Source organism: Halopseudomonas salina, assembly GCF_008641105.1.
In genome coordinates, this window is the sequence record NZ_VTTI01000001.1 from 355,167 (window position 1) to 375,280 (window position 20,114).

The window sequence follows — 20,114 nt, forward strand, 5'->3', positions numbered from 1 at the left end:
ATCAACAGGCGGCAAGATGCTTAACGGAATCTGGCTGGGGTTCTTTCTGGCCGCCTTTGCCGCAGCGCTCTGGCAATGGCTCGGCATGGGCGACGCCGAGGTATTCAGCCGGCTGGTAGGCTCCATGTTCGACATGGCGCGTCTCAGCGTCGAGATCATCCTGGTGCTGGTCGGCACCATGACCCTGTGGCTGGGCTTTCTCGCGATTGCAGAAAAGGCCGGGCTGATCCGTGTGCTGGCCCGGGTGCTTGACCCGTTGTTTCGCCGCCTCATGCCTGAAGTACCCAGTGGGCATCCCGCCCTGGGGCATATCAGCATGAACTTTGCCGCCAATATTCTCGGTCTGGACAACGCTGCCACGCCAATCGGCATCAAGGCCATGCACTCGCTACAGAGTCTCAACCCCAGCCCGAACACCGCCAGCAACGCCCAGATTCTGTTTCTGGTGCTCAACTCATCGTCCTTGACCCTGCTGCCGGTGACCATTTTCATGTACCGCGCCCAGCAAGGCGCAGCGGAGCCGACAGCCGTCTTTCTGCCCATACTGCTGGCAACAACCGCGTCCAGTCTGGTCGGGCTGTTCAGCGTCGCCTTCATGCAAAGGCTGAAACTCTGGCATCCGGTGGTATTGGCCTATCTATTGGGTGGCGGGCTGGCACTCGGGCTCTTGCTGACCACGCTGGCGGGCATGTCCGCACAGGCACTGGCCGCCACCTCCAGCCTAGTTGGAAATCTCACCCTGTTCGGCATCGTGATTGCGTTTCTGGCCATTGGCGCACTGCGCAAGGTCAACGTCTACGACACATTCATAGAAGGCGCCAAGGAAGGTTTCAGCTTTACCATCTCGCTGCTACCCTACCTGGTCGCCATGCTGGTTGCCGTGGGCGCACTGCGCGCCAGCGGCGTTCTGGATGCCGGGCTTGATGGTATGCGCTGGATGATCGAAGGCCTGGGTTGGGACACCCGGTTTATCGATGCATTGCCCACCGCCTTTATCAAACCTCTGTCAGGCAGCGGGGCGCGCGCGATGATGATCGAGACCATGGACAACTTTGGCGTCGACAGCTTCCCGGCGCTGCTGGCCGCCACGTTTCAGGGCAGCACGGAAACCACCTTCTATGTGATTGCCGTGTATTTCGGCGCAGTCGGCATTACCCGTATACGCCACGGCCTAGGCTGCGCCTTGCTGGCCGATCTGGCCGGGATGCTCACCGCCATTGCTGTCTGCTACTGGTTCTTCGGTTAGTCCGCGCGCCGGCGTTATCCAGCGGGACAACACGAATCACTATTTTATCCCGTGTAACAAAGTTGTCACACAGAGCCATTACTGTTCTCACATCGGCAAAGCAAACCCGGTACATAACGTCATAATGGAGAACACGTGATGAAATTGAAGACAGCTCTTACTACTGCGGCACTGGCAGTTAGCATCGCCGCCGTATCTGCCCCTGCAATGGCCCGCGACACCATCAGCATCGTTGGCTCTTCCACTGTTTACCCGTTCGCTACCGTGGTTGCCGAGCGTTTTGGTGCCAACAGCGACTTCCCGACTCCCCGTATGGAATCTACCGGTTCCGGCGGCGGTCTGAAAATTTTCTGCCAGGGCGTTGGTACTCAGCACCCCGACATCACTAACGCTTCACGTCGCATGAAGACCAGCGAATTCGAGCTGTGCGCCAGCAACGGCGTGAACAACATCACTGAATTCCGCATCGGTTCTGACGGTATCGTAATCGCCAGCTCCAAAGAAGCCGAGCACATGGACCTGACCCTGGAGCAACTGTTCCTGGCCTTGGGCGAGAAAGTGCCGGTTGATGGCAAGTGGGTCATGAACCCCAACAAGACCTGGAGCGATGTTGATTCCAGCCTGCCGAACAAGGCAATCCAGGTAATGGGCCCACCGCCCACTTCCGGTACCCGTGACTCCTTCAACGAACTGGCCCTGATGGGCGGCTGCGCCGAACTCCCAGAAGCCAAGGCCATGGAAGAGTCCGAAATGGAAGCTACATGCATGAGCATTCGTGAAGACGGCGCGTTCATCGAAGCCGGTGAAAACGACAACCTGATCGTTCAGCGTCTGGTCAGCGACCAGAACATGTACGGCGTGTTCGGTTACAGCTTCCTGGAAGAGAATGCCGATCGCCTGCAAGCTGCCAAGCTGAACGGTGTCGAGCCGACTCAGGACAACATTGCAGAAGACAAGTATCCGGTAGCCCGCTCGTTGTTCTTCTACGTCAAGAAGGATCACGTTGGTGTTGTTCCCGGTATCCAGGAATACACTGCCGAGTTCGTCAGTGCCGGCGCCATGGGCCCGAACGGCTACCTGAAGGACGTAGGTCTGATCGTTCCTACCCGTGATGCTCTGGTGGAACTCAACAAGAAGTCGCAAAACATGCCTAATCTGAAGCTTGAAGAGCTGAAGTAAAGGGCCTCGCTGGCGCCTGCTGGCGATGAACAAGTGCGGGGCCGCTGGCCTCGCACTTTTTTGCGTTCTGAATGCAAGACGAAACACGTGCTGTAAAGCCGGTTAGCCGGTAGCATTTACAGACTCATGTACGGTCGACAGGAAACGATATGCAACCCGGTAACCTGCTAATTCTCACCTGTGTGCTGGCGCTGATTGCGTATTGGCTCGGCTACACGAGGTCACGCGCCCTGGCCAAGCCACTGGGCGGTATCAAACATCTCAAGTCCCTGCCTACTTACTACGGCGCCAGGGCAGCCATATGGTGCGGCGTACCTGCACTGATCATATTGGCACTCTGGGCCGGCTTCGAAGGCAAGGTCATCCAACTGATCGTCATCGGCACCCTGCCCCCGGAAATGATTCCGGATTCCCTGGGCCAGGCCAGTCTGATGATGAGCCAGATCAGTAACGTGGCCAGTGGCGCCCTGCCAGCCGGATTTGTCGATCCGGAGCTGGCTGAAGCTGCCGAAGTCCTGCTGCAGATGCGTGCAAACAGCACCCTGTATATGAACGCACTGGTAATCTCGATTGCGGCACTGGCCGGCTTTCTCGGCTGGGTACGAATTCGCCCGCTGCTGAATGCCCGCGAGCAGGTAGAAACAGCACTACGCTGGTTCTTTTTCAGCTGTGCCGGCGTGGCCATTCTGACCACCATGGGCATTGTATTTTCGGTGATCTTCGAAACGGTGCGTTTCTTCAACCGCGTACCCTTCTGGGAGTTTTTCCTTGGTACTTCCTGGAGCCCGCAATTAGCGCTGCGCGCGGACCAGGTCGGCTCAGCAGGTGCTTTCGGGATGATCCCGCTATTTACCGGTACCTTGCTTATCTCCCTGATCGCCATGCTGGTAGCGGTGCCCGTGGGCCTGCTGTCGGCTATCTATCTGTCCGAGTACGCCAACAAGAATGTCCGCAACGTGATCAAGCCGATGCTCGAGATGCTCGCGGGTGTGCCAACGGTGGTCTACGGCTTTTTTGCGGCATTGACTGTGGCTCCCTTCATTCGCGATGTAGCCACCTCCGTCGGGCTTGAAGCCTCATCCCAGAGTGCCCTGGCAGCGGGACTGGTAATGGGCATCATGATCATCCCCTTCGTATCCTCATTGTCGGACGACGTCATCAACGCAGTACCACAAACCCTGCGTGATGGCTCCCTGGCACTAGGTGCTACCCAGTCCGAGACAATGAAAAAGGTGATCTTCCCCGCCGCACTACCGGGGATCATGGGCGGCATTCTGCTGGCTGTGTCACGGGCGATCGGTGAAACCATGATTGTGGTCATGGCCGCGGGCCTGGCTGCCAACCTGACAGCCAATCCACTGGAAACCGTAACCACCGTGACAGTGCAGATCGTCACCCTGCTGATCGGCGACCAGGAATTCGACAGTGCCAAGACACTGGCCGCGTTCGCCCTTGGCGCAATGCTCTTCCTCACGACACTGGTGCTGAATGTCATTGCACTGAAAATTGTCCGCAAATACCGGGAACAGTATGACTAATCAAACCTCCCAGGCGGACATTGTCCGCAAATCGTTGAAGCGTCGGTATCGCAAGGAGATGCGTTTCCGTGCCTATGGCATCCTCGCGATTGCCATAGCCCTGACCTTTCTCTTCATCCTGTTCGCTGACATCATCGGCAAGGGCTATACCGGTTTCATGAAAACCACCATTACCCTGGATGTCACCATGGATTCGGAGGTGTTGTTCCTTGACGACCCGACTGATCCTACGCAGGTGCAAATGGCGGATTTCGTGGCGCCATTGGTTGCGGCTCTGGCCGAAACACTTCCCCAGGCGACCACCGAAGATCGCAACGCTCTGCGAAAGCTGGTCAACCCCTACGCCTCGAACCAGCTGCGTGATGAGTTGACCGAGAATCCCGAGTGGATGGGCACTACGCAGACCATCACCTTTCTGGCCCACAGCGACGTCGATGTTTACGTGAAGCACCAGGGTGACAGTGCCTACTCGATCAAACTCACCGAGGAGCAGCAAGGCTGGGTGGATGACCTGCAGGAACGGGGCATGATCGAAAGCAGCTTCAATGACGTGTTCTTTACCAGTGGCGACTCACGTGATCCTGCCCGGGCCGGTGTACTCAGTGCCATCGTCGGTTCCTTGCTGACCATGTTCATTGTTCTGGTGCTGTCCTTCCCGATTGGGGTTGCAGCAGCAATCTATCTGGAAGAGTTTGCTCCACAGAACAAGCTGACTGACTTTATCGAGGTCAACATCAACAACCTGGCGGCCGTGCCCTCGATCATCTTCGGTCTGCTCGGCCTGGCGGTATTCATCAACCTGTTCGGCATGCCCCGGTCTGTACCCTTTGTCGGGGGCCTGGTGCTGACACTGATGACACTGCCAACCATCATCATTTCCAGCCGCGCGGCAATCAAGAGCGTTCCGCCCTCGGTCAAGGAAGCGGCAGAAGGTATTGGTGCCTCCAAGATGCAGGTGACCTTGCACCACGTTTTGCCACTGGCCATGCCAGGCATGCTGACAGGTTCGATCATCGGCATGGCCCAGGCGCTTGGTGAGACCGCGCCGCTACTGCTGATTGGCATGGTGGCCTTTATCGTGGAAGTCCCCGAGGGTTTCTTCGATGCATCCACGGTACTACCGGTTCAGGTATTTCTGTGGGCAGGCAGCCCCGAGCTGGCCTTTATTGAACGCGCGTCTGCAGCCATCATGGTGCTGTTGGCCTTCCTGATGAGTATGAATGCAATGGCAATCTGGCTGCGTAAGCGGCTCGAGCGTCGCTGGTAAGGAGATAGACATGACCACTATGAACCCAAGCATTGCAGCTGACGAACTTGCTCTACAGGAACACGAACAGGAACACGCAGTGGACAAGAGCAACCCCCAGGATACGATTATCGAAGACGGCAAAACCGTCGGCGCTCCCTTTGCTGATGACCCGAAGTACAAGCTGCGGAACGTGGAAGTTTTCTACGATGACGCACGGGCCATCAAGAACATCAGCCTGGACATTGGTCGCAACGAGGTGATTTCGTTTATCGGGCCCTCGGGTTGCGGTAAGTCGACCTTCCTGCGCTGCCTTAACCGGATGAACGACAGCATCGACATTTGCCGGGTAAAGGGCGAGCTGCTGCTGGACGGCGAGGATATCTATCGCTCCAAGAACGATGTTGTAGAGCTGCGGGCGCGTGTGGGCATGGTATTCCAGAAGCCCAACCCGTTTCCCAAGTCGATCTATGACAATGTCGCCTACGGCCCACGCATTCACGGCCTGGCCAATCGCAAGGCCGATCTGGATGAAATTGTCGAGAGCAGCCTGCGCAAGGCAGGCCTGTGGAACGAAGCCAAGGATCGTCTGCATGGCATGGCTACCGGCATGTCGGGCGGTCAGCAGCAACGCCTGTGTATCGCTCGCGCCATCGCTGTGAGCCCTGAGGTCATCCTGATGGATGAACCCTGTTCGGCCCTCGACCCGATCGCCACTGCCAAGGTGGAAGAGCTCATCGCCGAGATGTCGGAAAGCTTCACTATCGTAATCGTTACCCACTCCATGCAGCAGGCTGCCCGGGTGTCGAATCGGACTGCATTTTTCCACCTGGGGCACCTGGTGGAAGTCAACGAGACCACCAAGGTGTTCACTGCTCCCGAGCATCAACTGACTGAATCCTACATCACTGGTCGCTTCGGCTAAGCTTGAGCTGATTAAACATTGGAGAGCGTTATGACAGATAAAAAAGACGATGTTTACGGCGATCACATCTCGAACAAGTTCAATGATGAACTGATGGAGTTGAAAACCGAGTTTCTGAGAATGGGCGGCCTGGTCGAGTCCCAGGTCGACCAGGCCATCCAGGCACTTATCAACGGTGATGGACCGTTAGGCGAAGAAGTGCGCGCCGGTGACAAGCGCGTCGACCGCATGGAAATGGATATCGACGAGGAGGCGACGCTGATCATCGCCCGTCGACAGCCCACCGCACGGGACTTGCGTCTGGTTATTGCTGTTATCAAGATGGTCGCCGATCTGGAGAGGGTAGGTGACGAAGCGAAGAAAATTGCCAAGTTCGCAATCAAGCTGGCTGACGAAGGCCAGGCACCCCGGGGCTATCTGGAAGTGCGGCACATAGGCGATCATGTGCTGAGCATGTTGCGTGATGCACTGGACGCCTTTGCCCGCCTGGACTCGAATCAGGCACTGCGAATCATGAAGGAAGACAAGCGCGTGGACGAGGAGTACCAGGCTGCTACCCGCACCCTGCTTACCTTCATGATGGAAGATACCCGTAATATATCCCGCTGCATGTCGGTGATGTGGGTTCTGCGCGCCCTCGAGCGCGTCGGTGACCATGCCTGCAATATCGCCGAGAATGTGATCTTCATGGTCAAGGGCGAAGACGTACGCCATACCCCAGTGGAAGAAGCAGAGAAAGTCGTAGGTCGTTGAGCAACGCAATAGCCTGAAGCATCAACATACCGGCGGACCTCGCCGGTATGTTGGTAGCCACCAGATCACTCCCCGTTTGTTGTAGCGCCTGGAAAGTAATTGCGCGTTCCATTCGCAATTCTTACCAACATCAGCATCACCGGCACTTCTACCAATACCCCGACCACCGTCACCAAGGCTGCGCCCGATTGAAGCCCAAAAAGGCCGATAGCGGCGGCTACCGCAAGCTCAAAGAAATTACTGGCGCCAATCATGGCTCCCGGAGCTGCGACCTTGTGTGGCACACGCCAGGCCTTCGCCCACCCGTAAGCGATGAAGAAAATCAGAAAGGTCTGTAGCGTCAAGGGTATGGCAATGAGCAGAATATGCAGGGGATTGTTCACGATAACCTCGCCCTGGAACGCGAACAACAGGACCAGGGTAATGATCAACCCGATAGGCGTCATCGGCGCAAGACGCTTCATGAATACACCGTCGTACCAGTCCTTGCCCCTGCGCTTGATCAGCGTTCGCCGCGTTATATATCCGGCCGAAAGGGGGATCACGATGTACAACACCACCGAGAGAATAACGGTGTCCCATGGCACGCTGATGTTCGATATACCCAGCAACAGCACCACAATCGGCGCGAAGGCCACCAGCATGATCAGATCATTCACTGCCACCTGAACCAGGGTGTAAGCCGCGTCTCCCCTCGTCAGATAACTCCACACGAACACCATGGCTGTGCACGGCGCAGCGCCCAGCAGAATCGCGCCAGCCAGATACTGGCTCGCCAAATCGCTGGATATCCATGGTGCGAAAACAATGGTGAAGAAGAACCAGGCAATCAGGAACATGGAAAACGGCTTGATCAGCCAGTTGACGCTGGTCGTGATGACCAGCCCCTTGGGCTGCCTTCCAACGCCTTTGACGGCGCTGAAGTCCACTTGAGCCATCATCGGAAAGATCATCGCCCAGATCAGAATGGCGACGGGAATCGACACCTGCGCATATTCGAAGCGCGACAGCGTTTCCGGCACTACCGGCGCAAGCTGCCCCAGCGCCACGCCCGCCATGATGGCCAGTGCCACCCAGATGGTTAAATAACGCTCAAAGAACCCCATGCTCGCAGAGGGGTTTTCGTGTTCCGTGACGGTATTGTTACCCACGTGATGACTCCTCAGATGGCTTTCTGGTTGACCCGGCTGGATAGCTCTTCCGCGCTTTCCTTGCGCTCGGAGTACCTGTCGGTCAGGTAGGCACTTCGATCACGCACCAACAGGGTAAACTTGACCAGCTCCTCCATCACATCAACCACACGGTCATATAGCGCTGAAGGCTTCATTCGATCGTTGTCATCAAATTCCAGAAACGCTTTGGGTACCGACGACTGGTTGGGGATAGTCACCATTCTCATCCAGCGACCCAGCACGCGCATCTGGTTCACCGCATTGAAGGACTGGGACCCACCGGAAACCTGCATCAGGGCAAGCGTCTTGCCCTGTGTCGGTCGCACCGCGCCCACGGACAAGGGTATCCAGTCAATCTGCACCTTCATGATACCGGTCATGGCTCCATGCCGCTCCGGCGAGCACCAGACCATGCCCTCGGACCATTGAGCCAGATCGCGAAGCTCCTGCACCTTGGGGTGGGTTGCTTCTTCGGCGTCTGGAAGTGGCAAGCCGCGCGGATCGAAAATACGTGTCTCGGCGCCCATGGCTTGCAGCAGTCTGGCGGCTTCTTCTACCGCTAGCCGGCTGAACGAACGGGCTCTCAGTGATCCATACAGCAGCAGGATACGCGGCCGATGCGTTGAGGGCCGGTCTGCGAATACAGACTCTGACGAGGGCGCCGAGAAATGCTCCGCATCAATGTTCGGTAAGCTTTGATCTTTCATGTTCTGGTCACTTTTCAGATAAATATGCGTCTGCGCCAGCCGGAAGACTTCATCAGGGACAATGGCGAGGATCTTCATTGTACTCATCAACTGCCTATTGCCGAACGCTCGCCACCGGGCAGCAGTATGCCACTTTCAATTTGAAAGCAAGAAACGGCATGTCTCCTGCTCGCCCGGTCGCTAGAATGAAACTGACACCAGGCAACCGGCTGCTCACGCAATGAACGAACCCCATCCAGGCGGGCCCATCAGCACCGCCGACGACCCCAGATGGCAACAAGTGCTCGCGCGGGATTCCGCGGCTGACTCCCTGTTCTGGTACTCGGTAATTACTACCGGTATCTACTGCCGGCCATCATGCCCATCACGGATGGCCAACCCGCAGAATGTGCGTATCCATGATTCCCTTGCAGCCGCCAAGGCCACCGGTTGTCGCCCATGCCTGCGCTGCAGCCCTGACGCCCCCACACGGCGCCAACAGGATAGCGCCCTGGTCACCGCAGCTTGTCGTCTCCTTGAGGGCAGTGGGGCTTCATTGACCCTGGATCAGCTGGCATGCGAGTTGAGAATGAGTGCCAGCCATCTTCATCGCACCTTCAAGGCCGTCACCGGCATTACACCCAAGGCTTATGCCCGGGCTTGGCGTGAAGCCCGCTTGCGACAGAAGCTCGAACAGGCTCCATCCGTCACCGAAGCAATGTTTGCTGCGGGCTTCAATTCCTTCAGTGGCTTCTACCAACAATCAACCAGAGCTCTTGGCATGACCCCCATGACCTATCGCGCCGGTGGCCCCCGTGAACAACTGCACTTTGCGGTCGGTGACACCTCCCTCGGAGCGATTCTGGTGGCTTCCAGTGCCAGAGGTATTGTTTGCGTGACGCTGGGTGATGACCCCGAGCAACTGATCCGCGATCTGCAGGATCGCTTCCCCGCAGCCAGCCTGATTGGTGCGGACGAAGACTATGAACGCGTTGTGGCCCAGGTAGTGGGTTTGGTAGAAGCCCCGGCAAAAGGCCTGGATCTGCCCCTGGACGTGCGCGGCACCGCCTTTCAGCAGCGCGTTTGGCAGGCTCTGCGCGCCATTCCATGTGGCCAGACAATGAGCTATGCGGAGGTGGCCCGCGATATCGGCCAGCCCACCTCGGCACGGGCGGTCGCCCGGGCCTGCGGTGCCAACGCTATCGCTCTTGCCATACCCTGTCACCGCGTGGTCCGCCAGGACGGTGGTTTATCAGGCTACCGCTGGGGTATTGAGCGCAAGCGCGTGCTGCTGGAACGCGAGACAGATTATGCCTCCTCATCCGGTGCTCCAGAGGCGCCATCAGGGACCTGAAGACCCCAGCGCTCGGTGTTTTATCGGTGATCTGTACCTGTACGTGGCGCGCCCGGCCTGGCTATGATCGCAGGCCAGAAGCAAACCAACCAGGTGACTTGCATGCCCCGCTCTTTTCCTTTCCAACAGGTCGATGTCTTCGCTGAAAAGCCGCTGGAAGGCAACGCCCTGGCTGTTGTCAGCAATGCCGATGATCTGACCGACGCCCAGATGGCGGCCTTCGCACGCTGGACCAACCTGAGTGAAACGACTTTTTTGCTGCGCCCAACCACAACGCAGGCTGACTATCGAGTACGGATCTTCACTCCTCAACGCGAGCTGCCCTTCGCGGGCCATCCAACCCTGGGTTCCTGCCATGTGTGGCTGAGTGACGGCGGCAAACCGCACGGAGACCGGATCATTCAGGAGTGCGCTGCCGGGCTGGTAGAGATCCGCGATAACTATCATCGCCTGGCGTTCGCCGCCCCGCCGCTGGTCCGTAGCGGGGCTGTCGATAGCTCCACTTTGCAGCAGATCGCCCGGGGGCTGGGTATCGACGAGGCACGCATTATTGCCAGCAACTGGGTAGACAATGGCCCTGGCTGGGTCGCCATAATGCTTTCGTCACGGGACGAGGTACTGAGTCTGCGCGCAGATTACCCTACACTGGACGGGCTCAATCTCGGCGTCATAGGACCCTGGGGCGGCGCGGATGCAGAAGCCGACGTCGAAGTACGTGCATTCATGGGCGGCGAATACGCCGAAGACCCGGTCACTGGAAGCCTCAACGCCAGTCTCGCCCAGTGGTTGATCCCCGAGGGGATACTACCGGCACGTTATAGCGCCAGCCAGGGAACGGTCATTGGGCGGCGCGGCCGAGTCTGGATAGAGCGCGAAGCGGAAGTCACCTGGGTAGGCGGGCAGGTTCAGCCGATCATTAGCGGCGCGGTGTGCATCTGATAGTCGCCACGCAAGCCACCTTGCAACAGGCGTGGATGAATCAGCGCTTGTATTGCGTAGGACAATAAGCGCGGCTGACGGAGGGGTCACGCAACGCCGCATGCTTGGTGACACGGCCACCAACGCGGGCTCGCCAGAGTCGGAATGAGGCGGGCTTGAGCTCGCGTCGCATCAGACGTATGACGCCCGACTCGTTGAGCCCGTAGAGGGTTTCAATGGCTTCAAAGGGTGTGCGGTCTTCCCAGGCCATTTCGATGATGCGGGAAGAATCAGCGGGCTCGAATGATCTGGTAATTGGTTCTGCAGACTGCGACATTGTGGCTCTCAAGGCACGGATTGACTACGTAGGATTGAATCACCAAAGGCCCAGATACGCCACGCCAAGATATGTCAAAAGGCTACATACCCAAGCGCTGAAACCTGTCGATTGTTGGCAGTGAAAAATCCTGCCGCAATCGTGCCGCCCTTCGCTGGCCTGCCATCGCCCGAGGCTGTTAAGCTCAATGCACATGCCCCAGCGGAGGACTCAATGCCCAGCCCCACCTTTGACCAACTGCACCGTCAGCCCGGTCCATTCTTTCTGGCACTGGGTGGGGCCGGAATGTTTGGCGCCAACTTCTACCTTTTCGGCTCTGCAGGCCAGTGGATTGCCGTAGATTGCGGTTTTGCTCTCTCAGCTGCACCCGGGGGCAACAACATGGTTTCAGTGCCCAGCCTGGCAGCGCTGGAGCAGTACGACATCACGTTATCTGCACTGCTGATTACCCACGGTCACGAAGATCACATTGGCGCTATCGCGCACCTCTGGCAAAAACTCGACTGCCCCCTTTACGCCACCCGATTTACCGCCCGACTGATTCGTAACAAGCTCGACCCGAAGCAGCAATGGCCGCGCCTGCATGAAATCAAGCCTCTGGAACCTGTCGGTATTGGTGCCTTCCAGGCAGAGTGGATTCCGGTCACACACTCGATTCCCGAATCTAACGCCATCGTTCTGGATGTGGCCGGCAAGCGCCTCTATCACAGTGGCGACTGGAAGCTCGACTCCAAGCCGCTGGTTGGCGAGCTCACGGCCCAGGCCCGGCTCCAGGCCCTGGGCCGTGAAGGGGTGGATGTGATCATCGGTGACTCTACCAACGCGCCCAACAGGGGTGCCAGCCGCTCCGAGGCCGAGGTGCAGAACGGACTTCAGGATGCGATCCGCCCCTGCAGCCAGCGTGTAATTGTCACCTGTTTCGCCAGCAATCTCGCCCGCCTGCAAAGTCTCACCCATATTGCTTTCGACGCCGGACGCTATGCCGCCTTGCTGGGCCGCAGCCTGCTCACGATGCAAGCGGCCGGGCGTGCAGAACGATACCTGGAAACCCGCCCGGGTTTCATCTCACCCTGGGAGCTTGGTTATCTGCCCCGTGAGCAACAGCTCTGGATCTGCACCGGCAGTCAGGGCGAACCCGCCGCCGCACTCGCCAGGCTGGCCAGCGGTAACCACCCGCACCTGACCCTCGATCCCGGCGACACCGTGCTGTTTTCCTCGCGTCTGATTCCCGGCAACGAGGAAGCCCTGGCACGCATCAAGGCGGGCCTGAAAGCCCAGGGCGTGAACGTAATCGACGACGATATGGCGCCGATCCATGCCTCCGGCCATCCGCCCCAGGAAGATCTGCGTCAGTTATACGGTTGGCTGAAGGCAAGGTATCTGCTGCCTGTGCATGGTGAGAATTATCACCAACAGGCGCATCTGGATTTCGGCCGCAGCCTGGGCCTGCAGGGCCTGCTGCCCTCCAATGGCGATTTGATCGACCTGAGCGGACAGCCGCGCAAGATCGGAACCCTGCCTTGGGGGCTGGTGGAAATACAGCGCTAGCTGCAAGCTGCAAGCTGCAAGCTGCAAGCTGCAAGTGTTAACAGGATCGCGTTGGGGGCATGGCCGTCAAGAACTTGCCCCACTACGGCTACAAAAAAATCGGATGGACTCGGACTGCTTTAAGCTTCCAGCTTTTAGCTTGAGGCTTGCCGCTTGCCGCTTGCCGCTGCTCTAGAACACCTCTTTCATCTGCTCCCACGCCATACCCAGCGCCAGCAAGGGTGCGCGCAAATGCTTGCCACCGGGAAAGGTCATGTGCGGCACCCGATCAAACAGCTCGAAGCCATGACTGGCCTGCCCGCTCACTGCTTCGCCAAGCAGTTTGGCAGCCAGGTGGGTGGCGTTGATACCATGGCCTGCATAGGCCTGGGCGTAGAAAACGTTGGGGTGATCAGCGAGTTTGCCGACCTGTGGCAAGCGGTTGGCACCGATGCCGATCATGCCGCCCCACTGGTATTCGATTCTTGTCTGCGCCAACTGAGGGAAGACCCGCAGCATCTTGGGCCGCATATAGCCGGCTATGTCCTTGGGGTCGCGCCCCGAATAGTGGCAGGCGCCGCCAAAGATCAGCCGGTTATCTGCAGACAACCGGTAATAATCCAGTGCGACACGCTGGTCGCACAGCGCCATATTCTGCGGGATCAGACTGCGGGCCAAGTCTTCGCCCAGGGGTTCGGTGGCGATCACGTAGCTGCCCGCAGGCAACACCTTGCCACTGAGTTGCGGCTGCAGATCACCCAGGTAGGCATTGCCGGCAAGCACCAGTTGGCCGGCTGTTACCGTCCCGCCCGCGGTGTGTACCTTGACCCGCGATCCATGCTCGATGCGCGTGACCCGAGAGTTTTCGCACAGTTGCACGCCCAGTTGCTGGGCAGCCGCGGCCTCACCTAATAGCAGATTGAGCGGGTGCAGATGCCCCGAGCCCATGTCGGTCATGCCACCGACATAGAAATCCGAATTTACCACCTGGCGAATATCCTCACGGGCAATGAGGCGCATCTCATGCTGGTAGCCCAGGGACCTGAGTTCCTCCTTGTCGGCCTGAAAGTCATCCATATGCTGGGCCTTGTTGGCCAGATCGCAATAACCCCAGACCAGATTGCAGTCGATGGCGTACTGCTCGACCCGGCCCTTGACCAGTTGCACCGCCTCCAGGCCCATCAGCTTGAGGTCGCGCACGCCCTGGGCGCCGATCACATTGGTGAACTGGTCAAGCCCGTGGCCCACGCCGCGGATCAGCTGCCCACCATTGCGACCACTGGCGCCCCAACCGATGTGGCTGGCTTCCAACAGCACCACGCTGAGCCCGCGCTCGGCCAGCTCGATTGCAGTGTTGACCCCGGTAAAGCCGCCACCCACGATACAGACGTCGGCCTCTACCGCACCGGCGAGTGGCGGGCAGGTCAGGTCGACATTGGTAGTGGCGCGATACCAGGAAGGGACTGGAGTGAGTTGCGGCGATTGGGAGAGCATGGCGGCGTCCGTTTGATATATTACGAAATAATGTAAATTAAAATTGACACTAGCATAAACACTAATCGGCGTCAGGTACAGGGATCGCCAGGCTCTCCTTAAGCTCTTCCATGACAATATAACTCTTGGACTCGCGCACCCCTGGCAGCTTGAGCAGAATGTCACCCAGCAGCTTGCGATAGGACGCCATCTCGGAAATCCGGGCCTTGATCAGATAGTCAAAGTCGCCTGACACCAGATGGCATTCCAGCACGTGGGGCAGTTTGATAGCCGCCCGGCGAAACTCATCGAAAATATCCGCCGACTTCGAAGACAGGCTGATCTCGACAAACACCAGCAGGCTCGCTTCGAGCTTTTGCGGATTAAGACGAGCGCCGTAACCGAGAATGAATTTCTCCCGCTCAAGCCGCTTTACCCGCTCCATGCATGGCGTGGTGGACAAACCCACACGCTCACCAAGATCCACATAGGACATACGCCCCTCGTTTTGCAGCAAACGCAGGATATGCCGATCGATCTTGTCCAGCTCCCGGCTGGAGGCTCTGCGTGTTTTCAAGATTAATTCCTGTTATTGAGGTGTCAGACAGAATATTACTCTGCAAACTCATGATTATTCGAACCAAGCCTGCAGGTTGATGCCCCTAGAATAGCAATATCGTCCATGTGGACAATGACTATTTGACGGTGGGACAGGAGGCGGACATGCACGTAATGGTTCTGGGTAGCGGCGTAATCGGGGTTACCAGCGCCTGGTATCTGGCGCGCGCCGGGCATCAGGTCACGGTGATCGATCGCCAGCCCGGCGCCGGCCTGGAAACCAGCTTCGGCAACGCGGGCATGATCTCCCCTGGTTATTCGTCCCCCTGGGCGGCGCCCGGCGTCCCGGTCAAGGCCTTGAAATGGATGATCGCCAAACACGCGCCCCTTGCCATCAATCCGACTGCAGACCCACACCAGTACCGCTGGATGATGCAGATGCTGGGCAACTGCACCCAGGCGCGCTATGCGGTCAACAAAAGCCGGATGATGCGCCTGGCCGAATACAGCCGCGACTGCCTGGTGCAACTGCGCCGTGATACCGGCGTGGAATACGAGCACCGGGAGCAGGGCACACTCCAGCTGTTTCGCACTCAACAGCAACTGGATGCGGTGAGCAAGGATATTCAGGTGCTGGAGAACTGCGGCGTACCCTATCAACTGCTCGACCGGGCTGGCTGTGTAGCCCATGAGCCCGGACTGGCAAACAGCGCCCACAAGATCGTCGGTGGGTTGCTGCTACCCAACGACGAGACTGGTGACTGCCATCTGTTCACCACACGGCTGGCCGACAAATGCCGGGAGCTGGGCGTGGTGTTTCACTTCGACTGCACGATCAACCGATTACTCGACGATGGTGAGTGCATCACCGGTGTGGCAACGGGCCACGGCATCATGCGCGCCGACAGCTATGTGTTGGCCCTTGGCAGCTATGCGCCCCAGCTGCTCAAGCCGCTGAACATTGCCCTACCGGTCTATCCGGTCAAAGGCTATTCCCTGACCTTGCCGGTAGCCGACGCCGACAAGGCACCCGTTTCCACCGTGATGGATGAAACCTACAAGGTAGCCATGACCCGCTTTGCCGACCGCATTCGCGTGGGTGGAATGGCCGAACTGACCGGCTTTGACGCCAGCCTGCAAGGCAAGCGTCGGGCCACATTGGAGATGGTGGTAAGTGACCTGTTCCCCGGCGGCGGCCACCTCGAGGAGGCCACGTTCTGGACTGGTTTCCGACCGATGACACCCGATGGCACCCCAGTAATCGGCGCCGCACCGCGGCGCAACCTGTTTCTCAACAGCGGACATGGCACACTGGGTTGGACCATGTCCTGCGGCTCCGGCCAATTACTGGCAGACCTGGTCAGCGCACGCACACCGGCCATCAGCACTGAAGGGCTGGGCCTTTTCCGTTACACACCCAACAGAGAGATTCGCCGGCATGTCGATACAGCGTCAGCACACTAACAAGCGCATGAGCCAGATTGTCATTCATCAGAACACCCTCTATCTGGCAGGCCAGGTAGCTGCCGACGATTATCTGGACAGGGATGCCGGCGCCCAGACCCGGAGCACACTCGGCGAAATCGAGAAGCTGCTGGACGCGGCAGGTACTGACAAGACCCGAATTCTGTCAGTCACCATCTACCTGAAAGACATCGATGCTGACTTCGAGGCCATGAACACCGAGTGGGACCAGTGGTTACCCGCAGGCACAGCGCCGGCACGGGCCACCGTCGAGGCCAAGCTGTGTGAGCCGGAGATACTCGTCGAAATGTCCGTTATTGCCGCCGTGCCGTAAGCTACCCGGGTCTGATAATCTACACCTTTGGCGGGGCTGGCCAGCCCCGCGACTGCCGACAAGAAGCTCCCTATGCGCCCTGCCCACGCTCTCATCGATCTTGACGCCCTGCGGCATAACTACCGACTCGCCAAGGGCCTGTCAGATGCCCGTGTTTTTGCTGTGATCAAGGCCAACGCCTATGGCCACGGCGCGCTGGAGTGTGCCCAGGCTCTGGCCCCCGAGGCTGACGCGTTCGCCGTGGCCTGCATCGAGGAGGCGCTGGAGCTGCGGGCCGCCGGCATCAGCCAACCCATTCTGCTGCTCGAGGGCTGGTTTGAAGCCAGTGAGCTACCGCTGATCGCCGAGCATCGCCTCTGGGCGGTGGTTCACGACCAATGGCAGATAGAGAACCTGTTAACCACAACGCTGACTGAGCCGCTGCATATCTGGCTGAAGCTCGACAGTGGGATGCATAGAGTTGGTTTTGCACCTGAAGAGTATCCGAAGGTCTGGCGCCAGCTAGCGTCGAGCGCCCAGGTTGCAAGCCTGACCAGGATCAGCCACTTTTCCCGGGCCGACGAGCCGGACACCGGTCGCACCGAAGAACAGCTGGCGACCTTCATGCGTGCCACTGAAGGCCTCAAAGGGCCCGCCAGCCTGTGCAATTCTCCGGGCGTACTGGCCTGGCCCCAGGCACACAATGACTGGCTGCGCCCAGGCATCATGCTTTACGGGGCCACGCCCTTCGGTTTTCCGCAGGAGTACGCGGACCGGCTACAGCCAGTCATGCAGTTGGAGTCCAGGGTCATTGCTGTGAGAGAGCTGCCCCCGGGCGAGCCTATCGGATATGGCTCGCGCTTTATAACGGCGAGGCCGACGCGCATGGGTGTAGTTGCCATGGGTTATGCCGACGGCTATCCGCGACACGCGCCGGACGGCACACCAGTACTCATCGATGGCCAGCGCAGCCAACTGATCGGCCGGGTATCCATGGACATGCTCACCGTGGATCTGACTGACCTGCCAGGCAGCGGACTGGGAAGCGCGGTGCGGCTTTGGGGCACGGGATTGAATGCGAGCGAAGTGGCGGCTCAGGCCGGCACCATCGCCTATCAGCTTTTCTGCAATCTCAACCGTGTACCGCGGCGCTTCACTTCTTCTTTTTCTGCTTCCGCCACTTGAGGCTGAACAGGTCGGTACGACGGTCCTTGAGATTGGTCACCGAACCCTCGTTGCGCACCAGCTTCAACCGGGTGTAGTCCAGGTCCGAAAAGAAGATCATCTCCGTATTCGGCGTGGTTTCGTTGAGCACCGCATCGTGGGGGAAGGGGAAGTCAGAGGGCGAGAATACCGCTGACTGCGCGTACTGGATCCCCAGGTTCTCGATCGAGGGCACGTTGCCGACACTGCCGCAAAGCACCACGTAGCATTCATTCTCGATTGCCCTTGCGTGGGCGCAGTGGCGCACCCGCAGATAACCGTTCTTGGTATCGGTCCAGAAGGGCACGAACAGCAAATCCATATCCTGATCGGCCAGCAGACGGCCAAGCTCGGGGAATTCCACGTCATAACAGATCAGGACCCCAATACGCCCGGCGTCTGTCTCGAACACGGCGAGATCATCGCCCCCTTCGATGACCCAGTCACGACGCTCCTGGGGTGTTATGTGCAGCTTGGCCTGACGCTCTTCCGTACCGTCACGGCGCAGCAGATAGGCCACGTTGTACAGACGGCCATCTTCACCTTCCTCGATCATCGAGCCGGCAATGATGTTGATATTGTAACTGACCGCCATGCGCAGCATTTCCGTGCGAAAACGCTCGGTAAAGCTGCTCAGGTAGCGAATGGCTTCGATATCGTCGGACTGATCGCGCAGGCCCATCAGCGGGGCATTGAACAGCTCCGGAAATACCGCAAAATCACTCTGGTAGTCCGACAGCGCATCGACAAAGTACTCGACCTGTTCGAGTACAGCTTCCACCGAAGAGAACCGACGCATTTGCCACTGCACCGCACCCACTCGTACCTGGTTACGGTTGGTCTGGAGCAGCCGTTCCTCGGGTTCGTAAAGAATGTTGCTCCACTCCAGCAAGGTCGCGTAGCCCATGGATTTCTTGTCCTCGGGCAGATAACGACGCATCAGACGCTTGACCTGAAAATCGTTGGCCAACTGGAAGGACAGAATCGGATCATGAATTTCCTTGCGGTCCACGGCCTCGATGTACTCGGTCGGTTTGAGCTCGTCGGCATGCTCGTGGTAGCCCGGTATACGCCCGCCAGCCAGAATCGCCTGCAAATTACGCGACCGACACAGCTCCTTGCGCGCCTCGTAAAGTCGGCGGCCCAGACGGTGGCCGCGATACTCCGGATCAATCAGCACATCCAGACCATAGATCGCATCGCCGTCCTCCTTGTTCGGAATGATCTCGGTCTGACCAATCAGATCGGCGTACTTGTGCGGATCGGAAAACACGTCGTAATCGACCATGACACTGAGTGCCACACCAATGAGCTTCTTGCCATCGGCAATGGCCAATTGGCCATCGGGAAAGTCCTTGATCAAGCGGTTAATGGTCTTTTTCGGCCAGGCACCGCCGATGTCGTCGTAGACCTTGTCCATCAAAACCTTGAGCTGCGGGTAATCGCTGGGTTTCAGGGTCCGCAAGGTCAAATGCAGGTCTTCAAGATCCATATTGCGTGCCTCTCTTTTCATTTGTCATTGGGTCAAGCATAACAGGTGTTCAACCATCCCTTTGGGTCCGTTGTAAATTCTGAACAGTCATGCAATGATTTGGTTCATTTATTGCCACGATAATTATCCGGAGGATCCGCTATTGGACGTAGGTGCGCGCCTGAAAACAATTCGCAAGCTCAAGGGCCTGTCGCAGCGTGAGCTGGCCAAACGCGCTGGTGTCACCAACAGCACTATCTCAATGATCGAGAAAAACAGCGTCAGCCCCTCGGTCAGCTCGCTGAAAAAAGTGTTGTCAGGTATCCCCATGTCCCTGGTGGATTTCTTTTCCCTCGAGGTTGATGAGGACAGCCCACGCAAGGTGATCTACCGCGCAGACGAGCTGCTGGATATCGGTTCCGGCGAAGTCACCATGAAGCTGGTAGGCAAGGGCCATCCCAATCGGGCCTTTTCATTCCTCAACGAGATCTACCCGCCCGGCTCGGATACCGGCCCGGACATGCTCAACCACGAAGGGGAAGAGGCTGGCACGGTAGTGGCGGGCCAGCTGGAGGTCACCGTGGGCAGCGAAATCTTTGTGCTTGATACAGGTGACAGCTACTACTTCGACAGCAGCCAACCGCATCGCTTTCGCAACCCCTTCGAAGTACCCTGCGTACTGGTCAGTGCTACTACCCCGGCCAATTTCTAGCCGCCAAACAGTCAGCCGGCGCGGCTGTAAAAAGTGTGT

At 58.3% G+C, this 20,114-nt stretch carries 19 protein-coding genes; 13 read left to right on the forward strand and 6 right to left on the reverse strand.

Annotated elements, in window-relative coordinates:
• Nucleotides 1–16: 16 nt before the first annotated feature.
• From FZF01_RS01570 to phoU, 6 genes are all read left to right on the forward strand, one after another.
• The gene (locus tag FZF01_RS01570) at nt 17–1,246 is read left to right on the forward strand and encodes a nucleoside recognition domain-containing protein (RefSeq protein WP_150276341.1); all 1,230 of its coding nucleotides are present in this window, start codon (nt 17–19) and stop codon (nt 1,244–1,246) included.
• 135 nt (nt 1,247–1,381) lie between these two features.
• Entirely contained in the window at nt 1,382–2,425 is a 1,044-nt protein-coding gene (locus tag FZF01_RS01575; RefSeq protein WP_150276342.1) for a substrate-binding domain-containing protein, read from the forward strand.
• Between the two features lie 149 nt (nt 2,426–2,574).
• Nucleotides 2,575–3,963 carry a phosphate ABC transporter permease subunit PstC gene (gene pstC / locus FZF01_RS01580; RefSeq protein ID WP_150276343.1) on the forward strand — a complete coding sequence of 463 codons (1,389 nt, stop codon included), beginning with the start codon at nt 2,575–2,577 and terminating at the stop codon, nt 3,961–3,963.
• On the forward strand, nt 3,956–5,230 hold the full coding sequence (gene pstA / locus FZF01_RS01585) for a phosphate ABC transporter permease PstA (protein ID WP_150276344.1): 1,275 nt from the start codon (nt 3,956–3,958) through the stop codon (nt 5,228–5,230). Before pstC ends, pstA begins: the two co-directional genes overlap by 8 nt.
• 19 nt (nt 5,231–5,249) lie before the next feature.
• On the forward strand, nt 5,250–6,134 hold the full coding sequence (gene pstB, locus FZF01_RS01590) for a phosphate ABC transporter ATP-binding protein PstB (RefSeq protein ID WP_373286427.1): 885 nt from the start codon (nt 5,250–5,252) through the stop codon (nt 6,132–6,134).
• Between the two features lie 30 nt (nt 6,135–6,164).
• On the forward strand, nt 6,165–6,887 hold the full coding sequence (gene phoU / locus FZF01_RS01595; RefSeq protein WP_150276346.1) for a phosphate signaling complex protein PhoU: 723 nt from the start codon (nt 6,165–6,167) through the stop codon (nt 6,885–6,887).
• A 65-nt stretch (nt 6,888–6,952) separates the two neighbouring features.
• Here phoU and arsB read toward each other — a convergent pair whose 3' ends face one another.
• Both arsB and arsH read right to left on the reverse strand, forming a co-directional pair.
• The gene (arsB, locus tag FZF01_RS01600) at nt 6,953–7,993 is read right to left on the reverse strand and encodes an ACR3 family arsenite efflux transporter (protein ID WP_150276711.1); all 1,041 of its coding nucleotides are present in this window, start codon (nt 7,991–7,993) and stop codon (nt 6,953–6,955) included.
• A gap of 56 nt (nt 7,994–8,049) precedes the next feature.
• Nucleotides 8,050–8,766 (reverse strand): arsenical resistance protein ArsH, encoded by a 717-nt coding sequence (gene arsH, locus FZF01_RS01605; protein ID WP_150276712.1) that lies wholly within the window; start codon nt 8,764–8,766, stop codon nt 8,050–8,052.
• A 220-nt stretch (nt 8,767–8,986) separates the two neighbouring features.
• On the opposite strand from arsH, the gene ada reads away from it, so the two are divergent.
• Together ada and FZF01_RS01615 are read left to right on the forward strand one after the other, a co-directional pair.
• The gene (ada, locus tag FZF01_RS01610) at nt 8,987–10,099 is read left to right on the forward strand and encodes a bifunctional DNA-binding transcriptional regulator/O6-methylguanine-DNA methyltransferase Ada (RefSeq protein WP_150276347.1); all 1,113 of its coding nucleotides are present in this window, start codon (nt 8,987–8,989) and stop codon (nt 10,097–10,099) included.
• A gap of 102 nt (nt 10,100–10,201) precedes the next feature.
• Nucleotides 10,202–11,038 carry a PhzF family phenazine biosynthesis protein gene (locus tag FZF01_RS01615; protein ID WP_150276348.1) on the forward strand — a complete coding sequence of 279 codons (837 nt, stop codon included), beginning with the start codon at nt 10,202–10,204 and terminating at the stop codon, nt 11,036–11,038.
• Between the two features lie 40 nt (nt 11,039–11,078).
• On the opposite strand, the gene FZF01_RS01620 is transcribed toward FZF01_RS01615, so the two are convergent.
• On the reverse strand, nt 11,079–11,354 hold the full coding sequence (locus FZF01_RS01620; RefSeq protein WP_188434334.1) for a TIGR03643 family protein: 276 nt from the start codon (nt 11,352–11,354) through the stop codon (nt 11,079–11,081).
• Between the two features lie 213 nt (nt 11,355–11,567).
• Between FZF01_RS01620 and FZF01_RS01625 the strand changes: the two genes are divergently transcribed.
• Entirely contained in the window at nt 11,568–12,902 is a 1,335-nt protein-coding gene (locus FZF01_RS01625) for a ribonuclease J (RefSeq protein ID WP_150276349.1), read from the forward strand.
• A 171-nt stretch (nt 12,903–13,073) separates the two neighbouring features.
• On the opposite strand, the gene FZF01_RS01630 is transcribed toward FZF01_RS01625, so the two are convergent.
• Together FZF01_RS01630 and FZF01_RS01635 are read right to left on the reverse strand one after the other, a co-directional pair.
• Nucleotides 13,074–14,375 carry an NAD(P)/FAD-dependent oxidoreductase gene (locus FZF01_RS01630; RefSeq protein WP_150276350.1) on the reverse strand — a complete coding sequence of 434 codons (1,302 nt, stop codon included), beginning with the start codon at nt 14,373–14,375 and terminating at the stop codon, nt 13,074–13,076.
• Between the two features lie 61 nt (nt 14,376–14,436).
• Nucleotides 14,437–14,931, reverse strand: a complete 495-nt coding sequence (locus tag FZF01_RS01635; RefSeq protein WP_150276351.1) for an Lrp/AsnC ligand binding domain-containing protein — start codon at nt 14,929–14,931, stop codon at nt 14,437–14,439.
• A gap of 146 nt (nt 14,932–15,077) precedes the next feature.
• On the opposite strand from FZF01_RS01635, the gene FZF01_RS01640 reads away from it, so the two are divergent.
• The 3 genes from FZF01_RS01640 (at nt 15,078) to alr (ending at nt 17,874) form a co-directional block, all read left to right on the forward strand.
• Nucleotides 15,078–16,376: a D-amino acid dehydrogenase gene (locus FZF01_RS01640; RefSeq protein WP_150276352.1), complete on the forward strand. Its 1,299-nt coding sequence runs from the start codon at nt 15,078–15,080 to the stop codon at nt 16,374–16,376.
• Nucleotides 16,351–16,710 (forward strand): RidA family protein, encoded by a 360-nt coding sequence (locus FZF01_RS01645; protein ID WP_150276353.1) that lies wholly within the window; start codon nt 16,351–16,353, stop codon nt 16,708–16,710. The genes FZF01_RS01640 and FZF01_RS01645 overlap by 26 nt, the downstream gene beginning before the upstream one ends.
• Before the next feature lie 72 nt (nt 16,711–16,782).
• Entirely contained in the window at nt 16,783–17,874 is a 1,092-nt protein-coding gene (gene alr / locus FZF01_RS01650; protein WP_150276354.1) for an alanine racemase, read from the forward strand.
• On the opposite strand, the gene FZF01_RS01655 is transcribed toward alr, so the two are convergent.
• Nucleotides 17,843–19,384, reverse strand: a complete 1,542-nt coding sequence (locus FZF01_RS01655) for a bifunctional GNAT family N-acetyltransferase/carbon-nitrogen hydrolase family protein (RefSeq protein ID WP_150276355.1) — start codon at nt 19,382–19,384, stop codon at nt 17,843–17,845. The two genes, alr and FZF01_RS01655, sit on opposite strands and share 32 nt — an antisense overlap.
• Before the next feature lie 142 nt (nt 19,385–19,526).
• Here FZF01_RS01655 and FZF01_RS01660 point away from each other — a divergent pair, with 142 nt between their 5' ends.
• A complete protein-coding gene (locus FZF01_RS01660; protein WP_150276714.1) occupies nt 19,527–20,075 on the forward strand; it encodes a cupin domain-containing protein in 549 nt (182 codons plus the stop codon).
• Nucleotides 20,076–20,114: the final 39 nt, after the last annotated feature.